The following is a 14,383-nucleotide window of genomic DNA, read 5'->3' on the forward strand; positions in this document are numbered from 1 at the left end:
AATGGATACGTTCGAGCCAACACGCGAACAGCGGAGCGTCATCGAACACGAAGGCAGCCATCTGCTCGTGTTCGCCGGCCCTGGCACAGGCAAGACGGAAACGCTCGCGCGGCGGTTCGCGTGGCTCGTCGCCGAGCGCGGCGTGGCTCCGGCCGAGATCCTCGTTCTGACTTTTTCGCGCCATGCCACCGGCGCCATGCGCGAACGGATCGTGAAACGCCTTCGCGAATCGGCCGCCGGGGCGTTCGCCGTCCGCGAGTTGCACGTCCGCACGTTTCACGGATTTTGTGCGCGGCTCATCGATGGCGACGCGCCTCGATCGCGCAGCCACCGGCTGCTGACGCCGATCATCGAGAGGTTGTTATTTCAACAGGTGGTGCAGCGCGCGTCCCTCAGCACCATTCCGCTTGCGGCGCGCGGTAGCACACGCTTCGCCACGGATGCCCTCACGTTCTTCGCACAAGCGAAGGGGCAGGGAGCGACGCCGAAAGATCTCGCGCACATCGCGCGAGACGCGTCGAATCCGCGGCTCAAGGATTTGGCTTCGCTTTTTTCGGCGATGGAAGCCGAGCGCGGCCGGCTTGGGATGTCGGACTTCCGCGATTACGTCAACGACGCAGTCGCCGCGCTTGGAGACCCGGCGTCTCCGGCATCGCGCTGGTGGCGCGCCGGCAGATTCGCGCACATCCTGGTCGACGAGTTTCAAGACAGCGACGCGGTGCAGCTTCGCCTGCTCGAGCTTTTGGCCGGCGATGCGCGCACCGCGCCTAATCCCCGGCCTGCGATCTGCTTCGTCGGCGACGTCAATCAGTCCATCTATCGCTTTCGCGGCGCGAATCCGGACAACGTCCGTCAAGTCGGCGAGCGGTTCAACTGCGCCGTGCTCTCGCTCACCGCCAACCGCCGGTCGGCGCAGGCCGTTCTCGACGTCGCCAACGCAACCCAATCGCTCGATCCGCAATCGCTCACCACGGCGGAGAATCGGGCCCTGCCCGGATCGGTCACGCTGCGCCGGCCCGCCTCGCAAAAAGACGAGGCGTCGCTCATCGCCGACCACATCGCGCAGCGCATCGCGTCGGGCACCGCTCCCTCGCAGATCGCGGTGCTGCTGCGCGCGGTCGAACCGCTGCGCACACTTGTCGCCGCGTCGTTGGCCGAGCGCGGCGTGCCGGTGGCAGCGCACGCAGGCGCAGGCATTCACGACGATCCGCTGATCGCCGCGATCGGCGCGGCGCTGGCGCTCATCCGCGCGCAACGCGACGCTAATCGCTGGACCTCGCTGCTCGTCAACCCGTTGATCGGCTATCGCGCCATCACAGTCCGTATGGCGCTGCGCGATGAGCCGTTCGAGCCATTCGATGCCCTGATCGCGGAGCCGCCGCAGGGAAGACGTCCGTTCGCTGAATTCGCGGCCGCGTGGCGGCGAGTGCTCGCGGCATACGCCGCGCAAGAGCCGGACGAGTTCGTCGCCACCGTCGTCCGCGAACTCGACCTGTTGGGCGCGGTGCGCGACGCCGCGGAAGTCCCGGGGTTCGATCCGCGCGTCTCGCCGCGGCGGCTCGCGCAACTCATGTCGGCCGCTCACGATCTCCGCGGCGCGTGGCGTGGCCTTGGCGGCGGCAGATACACCACCGCGAAATTCGTCGAAGAACTCGAAGAGATCGTCGCGTTGCTCGGTGACGCGGTCGAACCGCCCGACGCCGATGCCGGGGGCGTGCGCGTTATGTCCATCCACGCGGCCAAGGGTCTTGAGTTCGATGCCGTCGTCATGCCGCAAGCGCTCGAAGGCGTTCTGCCGGCGCGGCCACGCCGTCATCCATTGCTGGACGATGGCATTCTCGACCGGTTGCGAGCCGCGGAAATGTTGCCCGACATCGGTTCGGAACAATCGCGCCGCGAAGAAGCGTCGCTGTGGTACGTGGCGTTGACGCGCGCGCGCTTCGACGTGTTGGTGACGGCACCGGTCCGCGATGCCGACGGCATCGAATCGGCCCTGTCGCCATTCGCCGCGATGTTGGCCGGCGATTCGGAAAATGTCGCTCGAGCCGGTGCCGATGGCTCGCCTTTCGGTCCGCGGCGCATCGCGCGCGAAGTATCCGAAGCGCTCGCGAATGCGACGCCGGCAGAACGACTGGCACCGGGAGTTCGCGAGTACCTGAGCGAGCGTCCACCGCTTCGTGCACTGGTCGAGGGTTCGACGCTTGAAGTGTCGGTGCCGGCGTCGCTTCGATACGACACCGGTGCGCTTTCGCCCAGCGGCATTTCCGCGTACGTCAAGTGCCCTCGACAATTCTATTACAAGTACGTGCTAGGACTCGAGGATCGCGCCGACGACGATGCAACACAGCCCGGCATGTACTTGCACACCGTGCTGCAGCGCTTTCACGAACGCGAAACCAACTTCACGGCGGTAACTGATGCCGCTGCGGAGACGGAGCGCTATCGCGTTGCGCTGCACCGCATCGCCGCCGAGGAAGCGCCGGCATTTGCGGCCGCGCTCGGCATCGCGCCCCAGGCGCCGCGTGCGCGTTACGAAGCGGCGCGGGTCGAGCGCTACCTCCACCGGTATGCCGCGCTGCTCGCGGGCGAAGCGCTGCGCAACCCGTTCACGGTGCTCGACCGGGAGCGCTGGGTCGAAGCGGAGGTGGCCGGAGTTCACGTCCGCGGCCGGTTGGATCGCGTGGACCGGCTCGCCGACGGCCGGCTCGCCATCCGCGACTACAAACTCGGCCGGCGGCAGGGTATCGGTTGCGCAGCGGCCGTCCGCGGCGCGCTCGCGGTGTTGAGCGCCGGCGACCCGCTTTTCGGCGACGCTCCCGACGGGCTTTCGCTGCAGACCATCTTCTACGTGCCGGGTGTGGAAGCGGCGTTTGGAGCGCGGGTCGCGCGCATGGACTTCATCTACATGCGCGGCAAGGACGGCAAGGGCGACGATGCCGCGCCATATGCGGACTCGGTTGCAATTCTCGAAGCGCCGGACGAACTCGATCCGACGGGTGCCGCTTCAAATCTCACTCGCGCCGAACTCGAGCGCGTGTGGCTGGAGATCGGTGCGGCAGTCATGGCCGAATGCGCCGGCGGTGAGATGCGCTCGTTCGTCACGGCTGTCGACGTCGCAACGTGCCGCTTCTGCCCCTACACAAAGGTCTGTCCTGGACCGGGAATGGTGACCGCGTGAGCGAGTTGGCGGACGCGCCGCGCACGGGTCTAAGCGACGAGCAGCAGCGCGTGGTCGATCATCCGATCGGCATCCCGGCCACGGTCGACGCCGGTGCGGGGACCGGCAAGACCCATACTGTGGTGGCCCGCGTCGTAGCGCTGCACAAAAGCGGCGCATGTCCGGCATCAAAACTCTTGCTGCTCACGTTTGGCCGCAAGGCCGCCGCAGAGTTGCGCGGTCGCGTGTTGCGCGAACTCGGCTCCGGCGTGGAGCCGCCGCAATGCGCCACCTTTCACTCATTCGCGCATGACGTATTGCTCGATCACGCGTACGACATCGGACTATCGCCCGACACGGTCGTCCTCGAGGACGCCGATGCGCGGCTGATCTTTCGCGCTGCGTCCGACGATCTCGTCCTCGGGCGTCTGAACGTCGATCCCACCGCATTTCCGCTCCGGCGCGCGGACGATCTGATATCGGGCCTCTTCAGCGTGATGATGCGGCTCAAGCAGTCGGCGATCACGCCGGATGAATTCGAACGGCGCGCCCTCGCCGCCGGCGAACGCATCCAAGCGATTCCGTTTCGGCAACTGCGACAGCCGTATGTGAAGAAAAAAGGCTTCAAGCTCTTCGCCGAAATCGACGATGCGCGCTTCACGCGCGAATCGCACGAGTATTCCACTCGCGTGCGCGCCGCGGCCGCATTGTTCCGGCAATTCGACGGCCTGTTGCTGCGGCGCCCGGCCCTGACGTATTCCGACTTGTTGTTCCGCGCCGACGTCGAAGTGCGCAAGCGTCCGGCGCTTCGAGATGAGCTGCGACGCCGCTTCGCGCATTGCATCGTAGACGAGTATCAGGACACCGACGTGGCACAGCATCGCTTTCTCCAAGCGGTCTTCGGCGAAGCGCTCGAGCGGGTGATCGCGGTCGGCGACGTGCGGCAAAGCATCTACGCGTTCCGCGGCGCGCATCCCGAGAACATGGACGACTTCGCAGCTCTTTCCGGCTGCGTGCCGTTCCGGCTCACGCAGAGCCGTCGTTCGCGCCAAGAGATCCTCGACTTCGCGCATCGGGTGATCGCAGCCGACAGGGGCGACATCGAACCACTTCGGGCGCACCGCGGCCCCGCCGGCGCGCGCGTGGTGAAGGTCGCGAGCATGTGGCAGGCCGACGGCGTACCGCGTAATGCCGCGGAGCAGCGCCGGATAGAAGCCGAGTGGCTCGCCGGGCAAATAGCGTCGCGGCTTTCGCGGGGCGATCTGCGCCCGCGCGATATCGCGGTGCTGCTGCGCTACAAGACCAACACGCAGATCTATACCGACGCGCTGATGCGTGCCGGAGTGCCATTTCAATTGACCGGCGGCGTCGGGTTTTACGATGCGCCGGAAGTGCTCGATGCGTTGGCGTGGCTGCGGCTGTTGGCCGACCCGTTGGATTCTCACGCGGCGGCCCGCATCGTGCAGTCGCCGGTTTTCGGCGCGAACGATGCGGACGTCGTGGCACTTTCTTCTAATCTTTTGAGATCCGATCCAACGGCGTTCGCACGGCGCGTGTTCGTCGAACCGGTGAGCCACGCGGTGAGCGCCGACGGGCGCGTTCGGGTGGCGCGGCTTCGCGAGACGTTGGATGCGCTCGAGCAGTTCGCGGGGCAGTCGCTCACGGCCGCGTTCCCGTCGGTTCTGGATCGCGCCGGCCTTCGACTATACCACGAACAGAATGCCGATCGGCGCGCGCCGCAGGCGCTCGCGAATTTGCGGAAGCTCGAGCAGCTTGCGGTTGGGTTCGCGCAGAGGAACCCCGGCGCGTCCGCACGCGATTTCACGGACTATCTCGACGAGTTGGAGAGTGAATCGGGCGACGAGCGCGAGGCCGATGCGTCGGAGGTCGATGCCGTCGTCGTGACCACGGTCCACAATGCGAAGGGCCTCGAATGGCCGGTGGTGTTCGTCGCCGATGTCTGGCCGAGCAATTCGCGCTCCGCTCTGCTGACGCTCGACGCCGATGGTGCGCTCTTGTGTTCGGAAGACGGCCACGGTCACGAGCCGTTCCATGTGCTCGCGCGGCAGCTCGATGCCGACGCCGACGGATTGGTGCCGCGAGACGCCGACCACCCTTCCCGCGCTGCCGTTGACCGCGAAGAACGCCGGCTGTTCTACGTGGCGCTGACGCGCGCGCGCGACGAATTGTACGTCAGCGGCAAGCGGCGAATATTGAGCCGCGCGAATCCACACGGTAAGGCGCACGATTTCTTGGACGAGACTTATGCGTGGCTTGACGCGATGGGGTGGCCTGCCGACGAACCGGTACCGTCGGCGTTAGTGCGCGGCACGGCGGAGGGTGACGGGCGTTCATCGCCGGCCCAAGAGAACGGCTTGCGCGCGCGCGACTACTTGTCGCGAATGTTCCCGGCGGAACGCCCCGCCTCGGCGGCGTCGGCGTTGCCGCTTTCCTTTTCAATCATCAGGCGCTTTGAGGAGTGCCCGCGCGCCGTGGCCTACGCGGCGAAACTCCGAATTCCGCCGCTTGCAGCGGACCGTTCGACCAGGTTCGACTCCGAGACATATGACGGCCCCGTCCGCGACCCCGATTCGCTGCTCGGCCTCGGGGCGTACGGGGATCTTGTCCATCGCGCGCTCGAACTCTGGGCAGCGTCTCGGATCGAAGGCCGCGATGCTGCCGCCGGGTCCGACGCGATACGCCAAGCCGCTCAAGAACTTGGCCAATCGCCGTCGAAATCCGACGCGCGTCGCGCTGTCGACGCACTGAATGCGATGACCACGGCCCTTGCCGGATGGACGCCGCTCTACGCAGAGGCGCCATTCACGCTTGATATCGCCGGCGTCACCGTTTCGGGATTCATCGACCTGATCGCGCGCGATGCATCGGGCAATCCTGCCGTCATCGACTACAAGACGGGGTCTGCACCGCCTTCGGATTACGCGCTGCAGCTCGCGCTCTATCGCGAAGCGGTTCGGGCTGCGTACGGTTTGGAGGCGCGCGGACTCATCGCCCGCATCCGCGATGGAGTCGTCGCGTTCGAGCCCGTGCCGGAGCTCGATCGAGCCACCATCGAGTCGCGCGTCCGCACCGCTGCGTCGGGAATCTCAAGTGCCGACGACACGCCTCGCCCCGGTCCGTGGTGCACGACTTGTCCGTACCGCGCGGCACCGTGCATGTCGTTCCTGTACTAGGGCAAGCATCGCTTGCCCATTTTTTGGGCCTCCGTACTAGGGCAAGCATCGCTCGCCCATTTTTTGGGCCTCCGTACTAGGGCAAGCATCGCTTGCCCCGAGTTTTTTTTCGATGGGCAAGCGATGCTTGCCCTAGTACACCTCACCCCGCCTACGGGCCGGCGGGCACCATGACGCGCGCGTCCAGCGTTTGATTCACGATCGCCTTTAGGCTGGCCACGTGGGCCGCGGCCAATGCATCGCCATGCCCCGAAGCCGATTGCAACGAGCTCTGCAGATTGACGAGTTCGGCACGAGCGAGCGATTGCGCGTCGAATGGCGTTCCATCGGCCGGTTTCAGCACGATCTGCGACAACTTCCGCGCATACCACTGCTGCACGCTGCGATGGACTTCGTTCGATGCGCTGCCGGTGCGCAGATCGCGATAGACGGCGTCTTGCGTCCACGCGAAGAGATCGGACAAGCTCATCGTCGAGCCCGCGGGATACTTGAGCGAGAGGTCGTCGAGGCGCTGCAGCATCGTCGGCTGGAATAAGCGGGTCAGCGTACTGGCCTGGATCGTCTCGGCCAACGTCGACACCGGCAGGTCGTGACGCAGCGGCGGATTGTACGCCCATACCGGCTCGCCGAAGTCGGTCACCCATTCGGTGTAGACCATTTGCCGCAGCGTGTTCTCGGGAAACGAGAACGCCGACGCGCCGAGCAGCCGCCGGTCCAGCAAGTCGAATGCGCGACGCGCATCGGTGCGAGTGACGGCGGTCAACGGCAGGGGTGCGCCCGGATCGCCGATGTGCGCCCGCGACACGTACTCGCCGCCCACGTAGTGATTGGCAATCGTCATGCAGCGAGTGATCTGGCGCCAGCCTGCGAAAAACGCTTGTTCCTGCGCATCGTGGGTATCGCTTGCGTGCGTGAAGCGCGTCGGCACTTTCGCGATCAAGTTGTCGGCGATCTTGATCTGGCCATCGCACCAGGCGATGTTGTCGGTCGAAAGATCGAATTGATTGACGCGCGGATCGATCGCGTGTCCGTTGGCCCACTGAACGTCCTCGTCCATGTCGAAGCGGTAATACGGGTTCTGCCAGGCTTGCGCCCAGCGCGATAACGTGGGAACCTCAGCTTGCGGGTTCGACGCTCCGGCAACCTGCGCATAACCCCAGTGTATGACGTAGTAGTCGTATGGCCCGAGCACGGTCTGGAAGAAGTCGCCTTGCGGCGTTCCGTGGGGCCACAGATTGGTGGGCGTGTACTCCATGACGGTGTTCGCAAGACCGTAACGTGACGTGAACGCCTTGTTCTGGAGCTCCTTGGGCGTATACGCCTCCGACGCGATGAAGTTGTGCTGCAGCCCCCACTCGTGGCCGGACTCGTGCAGCACGATCGACTTGAGGAAGTCCTGCGTGTACTTCAAGGTCTGCGCATGCGAAAGCGGCGCATCCATCGCACTGAGCGCGTACAAGCCGAATATGGCCGAGGCGCGCTTTTCCTCGCCGTACTGCTCTTCCGAGCTAAACGGCGTGTCCGATATCTGTGCGTCGACTGTCGGCGCGATGAAGTCCCGTGCGCTGAGTCCGCCGAAATATAGCAGGTCGGCGTCGATCACGATAGAGGTCTTAAGGATTTGGCCGGTGCGCGGGTCGAACACGGTGCCCGCTTGCGCGTAGCCGCCGTTGTACGATTGTGTCAGCCAGTGCACGACATTGACGTGGATATCATCGGGATCCCAATTCGGGTCGGACGGCTGATCGCGGACCACGATCGCATTGCTGATGCCGATCTTTTCGAACGCTTTATTCCACGTGAGCAACGCGTCCTTAATCGTCTGACGGTACTCGAACGGGATCGTGTTCGACATGTAGTACACCATCGGATTCGTCGCTTGCGACATTCCCCCCGATGGATTCGATGGCCGGAGATCCCAACGCATGATGTAGCGCAATTGCCGTGCGCGCGTGAGATCGTCGCCGTAGTTCAGCATGAAGACCGGATAGTAGCCGACGCGATCGTCCGCTAGGCGGGGAGTGTAGGAGCCGGGCGTCGGCGCCGGCGTGATGTTGTATTTCATCTTGAGCTGAAAACTGCGCGCGTCCACGAGGTTGTCGACCGACGGATCCGGCTGACCGGTCACCCACGTCTGGTCGGCTTCGATGATGGCGTTGTCCGGAAGAGATTTGGCATCGCCGAAATACGTCTTTTCGCGATCCAAGTGATACTGCGATTGCGGGTTATCGCTGATGCCGCGAAGCGCGTCTTCGATATCCGCCACATCGCCCAAGAACGGCGAGGCTTCGATGACGACGTCACCACTCACGCTATCGGTCGCGACGATCTTCGATACCGACAACATCGACGGCGGAAAATTCTGCGAAATGGCGAGGGCAGCCGGCGAACCGTCGGGCGCCACGAACGACGTGTTGGGGAACGTGATCACAACGTCGTCGTCCTTGCGCGAAAATCGCATGATGCGGGCGAATTGGAAATAGGGGTTGCCCGGCGTGACGCCGAGGCCGCCCATGCCGGTTGCCGGCGTGGACGTTTCGATGAAGTCGGTGTCGAGCTGCGCCTTGCTCAGTTCGATGTAGACTTTGCCGTCTTTGCGCCACAATGTGAAGAGCCCGTGTTGCGGCGTCAAGCCATCGATGAAGTTTTGATAGTCACCAGGTGTGGCTGCTGCTGCGGCCGCAGGGGTAGGCGATTGCGCTGCGGCTTGTGCGGCACCGGGCGCAACGAGCGTGAAACCGAACACTGCGAGAAATGGCAATAAACGGCGGTGCATGCGATCATGTCTCCTGAGCCGGCGAGGGGCGACCGCAACTAATTATTTGGGAGGTGGGCGCTCGCCTGCTCGGCGGCGCACCAAATCGGGTGGGGCATTGCCGCTCGACCCCCTTTTTAGGCCCGTAGGTGCGCTAAGGGTGGCGTCATGCCGGACGGGTGAGATAAACTTAGTGCTTTTTGGTCCCCGAGTGAAAGCTACGGGATTTCCAATGGTTCTGAGGCGCCCGCCGAGCACCGGAACGACGCAATCGGATTGCTCGAACCTGAGTTTGGATTATCGCCTCCGAGCGCCCAAACATCGCGGACTCCGAGATCCACCACAGAATAGAAACCGCCCGCGCCCAGTTGTGCGCTTGTGTGGTTCGACCAGTTCACTCCATTCCAATGCATGACCTGAAGCCGAGCGTTGTGATTGGGCGATCCGGGCTTATCGGTTTCGCCCACCGCCCATACGTCGTTCGGCGCAGATCCTGAAACTGCGCGCAAAGCGTTTGCGCGTTCGAAGTTCGGGCCATCCTCGTTCGGCGTCGCAAATTGCTCCCAATCCCTTCCGTTCCAATGCGCAGCGAACGTGCGAGTCTGAGACCCGGGATCACCTGTTTTTGGGACGAAGCCAACCGCCCACGCATCGTCAGGACTTCCGGCGAAAACGCCGTCTATAAGTGCGTTGAGCGCCCCGTATCCGGATGCGATCGCCCAACGCCTTCCGTTGAAATGTTCGATCACGCTTTGTTCGCCTAACACCCAAATATCGTGATCCGAAGTGCCGGACATTTCTTCCGGTAGGCCAAACGGCAAGAATTTTAGCGGCGCCGCGAATGGCAAAATGTTCCATCGGACGCCATCCCAATGTTCGGATATTCCCTCGAAGATGGACTTCCCGTTTTCAATATGGCACACTTCGCCGGCGGACCAGACATCCGTCGGAGAAAACGCCTGCATTGCGCTTATGTTCGGGCCATCGCCTTGGCCAGGACATATCTTGGAAGGCGGAAATCCGGTTGGCATGCGAGTGACGGTCCAGCGGTTCCCATCGAAATGGATCGACTTCGCATATTGATCGCTCTCGGATCGAAAAATTGCGTCGATCCAAAGATCGCTATCGGACGTGCCTGTGACTGCGAGCGAGAAAAGCCCGGTATCCGGCGGCGTGTTGACCGGTATGGTCACCTCCGACCACGCCGACCCGTTCCAGTGCAACAATTCACGGTCGCCATTGTTGGCAGCCCAAATGTCGTTCGCTGATAATGCCAAAAGTGAAAACGGCGTAGTCGGAGGCGCTCCATCGTTAGGAAGCGGACCCGATTGCCAAAAACAGGTCGCTGCGGCCGGCGACAGAGCACCGAACAAAATTCCGGCGACCGCCAAACCGGTGATCGCGTTTCGAGTTGCTCGATAAGTGGTCATGGAGAGCGCCTTACGGATCGATGGCAATGCCGTCGGGCAAGCCTACGGGATTACCCTGCACAGTGCCGATAAGTTTGCCGCTCGGATACGAATATTCGGCGGCATCGTGATTGCGGTAGTCGGCGACGAACAGGTGATGGTCCAGTCCGCTCAGGGCCATTGCATCCGGCTGGCCGGCAAGGGGAAACGTTCTCGGATTAGGGTTAGGCAGATTGAACGTGTCGGCTATGCCGGCCTGATCAATCGCCACAAGATTTCCTCGGTCATTGAATTGCATGCCGCCTGGGAATTCGAACACGACGCCGGCTATTCGAGTCTGAGCGCCGCAAACACCGGCCGGGCAGCGCATCTTCCAAAGCGCACCGCTCTGATGCTTCGTCACCTCCGTGAAGTAGACTTCGCCATTCTTATTGACGGTGACGTTGTAGCCGTCACGGGATATCGCCATCGGAAAATTACCGACGAATGTGCCGCCGTTCGGACCGCCGACCCACGTCGAGATCGAGCCTCGTTCTGTGCGATTCCGCTTGTGGAAGTTGGCGGCGAACACAGTGCCATCGGGCGCTACCGCGACGTCGGCAACGTCTTGGACGCTAGGATCCGTGTACGTATTGTATGGTGTCGTTTGTCCTCGGTGATACACCTGGACGTTTGCGCCACCGAAGTTTGATACGTAAAGATCGTGAGTCGTCGTCTGCACGACCATCCCGCCCGGCTCACTCAGCCCTGTTGTGATTTGGCCGCAGGCCGCTTGTCCGGCGAATTGTCCTTTGTAAACGTTTACAGTGTTCACGGCAACATCGGCGACGTACACGATCGTGCCCGTCGCTGGGCACGAGTAAGGTGTTGCGGATTTATTGCCTTGGCCTATCGCGGTCAAAGCGCCCTGAGGCTTCGGCGCGATCGAAGATGACCCACCGGAGCAGCCGGCGAGAAACGCGATCGCCGCCGCTACGCTCACCAGTTGAAGAGGAACAAGAATCGGACGACGACTCATGGTATGATCTCCCATTGAGCGACAGCAGCCTGATAGCTTCGACATCGACGGGTAGTGACCCGCGGACCTCTGCCGTGCAGCGCCTTGCGAATTGCGAGGGAGCCGGAGTTAGCAAGGCGACCGGGGCAAAGCTGTTCTTGCCACTCGAGGGGAGCGCTTAACCTTTCAGCAAAAGGGCGGCTTCGCCCTCAGATTGCGGAGAACGTGAATCGATGAAAAAAGCTGAAGCTAGGGTCGCGTTTGCGGCGGGCGCACTTGCCATCGGCGCCGTTGCTATCGGCGCGCTCGCAATAGGAACGCTGGCTATCGGTAAGCTAGTCGTTAAGCGCGCGTCTGTTCTCGACGCGCGCTTACGCTCACTTAGTGTCGGGGAGCTAACGGTGGGACGGCTGCGTGTCGATCAGCTCACCGTCTCCGGCAGTCTCGAGTTGCCTGACGGCTCGGACACGCTCTCGTAGTCCGAGCCGGCCGGCGATTTCTAGCGCGTGTGGCCCGGATCTACCGCGATGCCGAAGGTTCCACCGTCCGGATTGCCTTGTACCTTACCGACAAGTTTGCCGCCCGGATACAGATATTCGGCGGCATTGTTATTGAGGCCATCGGCTACGAACCAATGATGGTCCAACCTGTTGATGGCCATGCCGGTCGGAATGCCGGCGACGGGGAACGTCTTCGGATTAGGATTGGGCAGCTTGAACGTGTCGGCAAAGCCGAGGCCGTCGTTTGCGAGCAGATCGTCGTTGTCGTTTGATTCCAGCCCGCCGGGTAAGTTGAACGACACGCCCGTTACTTGAGTCTGGGAGCCGCAAGCGCCGGCCGGGCACGACAGAGAGAACAGAGCGCCGTTGGCCGTGTTGCCGATAAGGTCGTCGAAGAAGACCGTGCCGTCTTTTTGGACGGTGACGTATTGGCCCTCGCCGCCGTTCGCCGTGGCAAAGTTGCCGACGAATTTGCCGCCGTTCGGTCCTCCGATCCACGTCGAGATGGAGCCATTTTCGTTGAAATTTATCTGGACAAGATTTGATGCGATCACCGTGCCGTCTCTTGCCACCGTGACGTCGACCGGATCTTGGGCCGTGGGATCGGTATAGGTGTTGTATGCCTTCGTCTGACCGCGGTGAAACACTAGGATGTTCTTACCGCCGTCGTTTGCCACGTAGAGGTCGTGCGAACCCGGCTCTACGTACAAGCCCCATGGAGCGTTTATTCCCGACGTAAGCCGGCCGCACGGGACTTGACCCGCGAACTTACCGACGTAGACGTCGACGACGTTGTTGTTATAGTCTGAGACATATTTGACAGGTCCGTCCGCGGGGCACGTATCAAAACTCTTATAGCGATGGAAGGCGACAGAGTTTGGCGAGCGCGCGCCCAATAGTTTCAGAACGACGGGAACGCGATGCGAATCGCTTTGAAGTGACGCCGGCTTCGGCGCGAGCAAAGCCGAACCGCCGCCGGAACAGCCCGCAAGGAACGCCAGCGCCGCCGCGGCGCCGAGAAATTTGAAGTGACTGAGTCTACGCATTTTGAAGCTCCTCGTTACCGTGTGCGATGTTGGTCGAGGTGCTTTTTCAGGAAGAAACCGCGGGCCTTTGCCGTGGCACTGTATTGGCAGTCGGCTCCCGCGCCGGCGAGGCGGTTAGATCCGATAGCGGCCGCGCGTCGCCGCGTTCGCGTCGAGGGTGGCCAAGTCATCGGGGCCAGGCAACTGCGGCCGGTCGCGCTCGGCGTCCACCACGCATATGAATCCGAACGCATGGTCGCCGTCGTTCACGAATTGGTGCAACGTCATCGGCGGCACGTAGATGTGATCGTGGCCGCGAATCGGGTGCACGGCCTCACCGACGATCGCGTAGCCGTGGCCGCGCAACGCGGTGACCGAATGCACGTGCTCGTGCCGCTCGAGGCGGGTGTATCCGCCCGGCTCGACCTCGAAGTACCGGACTTCAAATCCGCAGCTCTCGGCCGCGCCGCTCGTGATGGTCTGTCGCGAGACGCCGCGGTAGCCCTGTTCGGGCAAATCCACCTGGCCACCGTGATATCCTTGTACGTGGACGCCCGCCCACTCGAAGGCTTCGGGTTTGAATTCGTGCTTCATTGTGGACCGGGGGCAAGCGATGCTTGCCCTAGTACAGGTTGCCCCGGGTAGACGATGACTTTGAGCGCGTCGCGGGCCTCTGCGACCAAGCGGTACGCTTCGGTCACGCCGTCGAGGTTGAATCGATGCGTGAACAACGGCCGCACGTCGATTCCGGCCGCCAGAAGTTCAAGAGCTTCGCGCGTGTCGACCGGGCCGGCCGAGTAACTCGTGGTGACGGTCACGTCTTTGAAATAGAAATCGTGCACGGGCAGAGGCCATTTTTCGTGAGCGGGCAGAGGCGTGAACAACACGATCGTGCCCCCGCGCGCTACACAAGCAGCGGCGCTCTCCATGGCGGCCACGGTTCCCGGTCCGACGATGACCACATCTGCGCCTTCGCCTCCGGTCGCATCGAGCACACGTTCTTCGAGCCGCCCTGCGGATACGTCGATCGCTTCGCGCGCACCCATCCGAGAGGCGCACGCCAGCCTTGAGCGTACATGATCTGCGGCGAGCACGACACCGGCGCCGCGATGGCGCAGCAACGCGACGTGCAATAGCCCCATCACGCCCAAGCCGAGCACCAGCACGCGATCGCCAGCCCGCAGGCGAGATCGGCGCACCGACTTCACCACCGTCGCCAAAGGTTCGATCAGCGTGGCGGTATCATCGTCGATGTCGTCCGGGAGGCGCAAGACGTCCGCGCGCACGTTGTCTGCGGGCACGACGGCGTAGCTCGCCATTCCACCAGGCACAAGTTTGCTCGCGCG

Annotated in this window: 9 protein-coding genes; 3 read left to right on the forward strand and 6 right to left on the reverse strand. The window is 63.0% G+C overall.

Annotated elements, in window-relative coordinates; genetic code table 11:
* The first annotated feature begins 1 nt into the window (after position 1).
* Together VII69_06795 and VII69_06800 are read left to right on the forward strand one after the other, a co-directional pair.
* On the forward strand, positions 2-3,178 hold the full coding sequence (locus tag VII69_06795; GenBank protein HEY5094802.1) for an ATP-dependent DNA helicase: 3,177 nt from the start codon (positions 2-4) through the stop codon (positions 3,176-3,178).
* Entirely contained in the window at positions 3,175-6,351 is a 3,177-nt protein-coding gene (locus tag VII69_06800; protein HEY5094803.1) for an ATP-dependent DNA helicase, read from the forward strand. Before VII69_06795 ends, VII69_06800 begins: the two co-directional genes overlap by 4 nt.
* 151 nt (positions 6,352-6,502) lie before the next feature.
* On the opposite strand, the gene VII69_06805 is transcribed toward VII69_06800, so the two are convergent.
* From VII69_06805 to VII69_06815, 3 genes are all read right to left on the reverse strand, one after another.
* Positions 6,503-9,127: a zinc-dependent metalloprotease gene (locus VII69_06805; GenBank protein HEY5094804.1), complete on the reverse strand. Its 2,625-nt coding sequence runs from the start codon at positions 9,125-9,127 to the stop codon at positions 6,503-6,505.
* Positions 9,128-9,324: 197 nt separating this feature from the next.
* On the reverse strand, positions 9,325-10,536 hold the full coding sequence (locus VII69_06810) for a hypothetical protein (GenBank protein HEY5094805.1): 1,212 nt from the start codon (positions 10,534-10,536) through the stop codon (positions 9,325-9,327).
* A gap of 10 nt (positions 10,537-10,546) precedes the next feature.
* Positions 10,547-11,533, reverse strand: a complete 987-nt coding sequence (locus VII69_06815; GenBank protein HEY5094806.1) for a hypothetical protein — start codon at positions 11,531-11,533, stop codon at positions 10,547-10,549.
* A 212-nt stretch (positions 11,534-11,745) separates the two neighbouring features.
* Between VII69_06815 and VII69_06820 the strand changes: the two genes are divergently transcribed.
* On the forward strand, positions 11,746-11,991 hold the full coding sequence (locus tag VII69_06820) for a hypothetical protein (GenBank protein ID HEY5094807.1): 246 nt from the start codon (positions 11,746-11,748) through the stop codon (positions 11,989-11,991).
* A 20-nt stretch (positions 11,992-12,011) separates the two neighbouring features.
* Here the strand turns inward: VII69_06820 and VII69_06825 are convergent, their stop codons facing one another.
* The 3 genes from VII69_06825 to VII69_06835 all read right to left on the reverse strand — a co-directional run.
* Complete coding sequence (locus VII69_06825; GenBank protein ID HEY5094808.1) at positions 12,012-13,058, reverse strand: hypothetical protein; 1,047 nt, start codon at positions 13,056-13,058, stop codon at positions 12,012-12,014.
* A 114-nt stretch (positions 13,059-13,172) separates the two neighbouring features.
* Positions 13,173-13,631 (reverse strand): cupin domain-containing protein, encoded by a 459-nt coding sequence (locus tag VII69_06830; protein ID HEY5094809.1) that lies wholly within the window; start codon positions 13,629-13,631, stop codon positions 13,173-13,175.
* Positions 13,628-14,383: zinc-binding dehydrogenase (locus VII69_06835; GenBank protein ID HEY5094810.1), on the reverse strand; the 756-nt coding region annotated here is incomplete at its 5' end. The genes VII69_06830 and VII69_06835, both read right to left, overlap by 4 nt.

This window comes from Candidatus Eremiobacteraceae bacterium (genome assembly GCA_036511855.1).
Lineage (GTDB): Bacteria > Vulcanimicrobiota > Vulcanimicrobiia > Eremiobacterales > Eremiobacteraceae > JABCYQ01.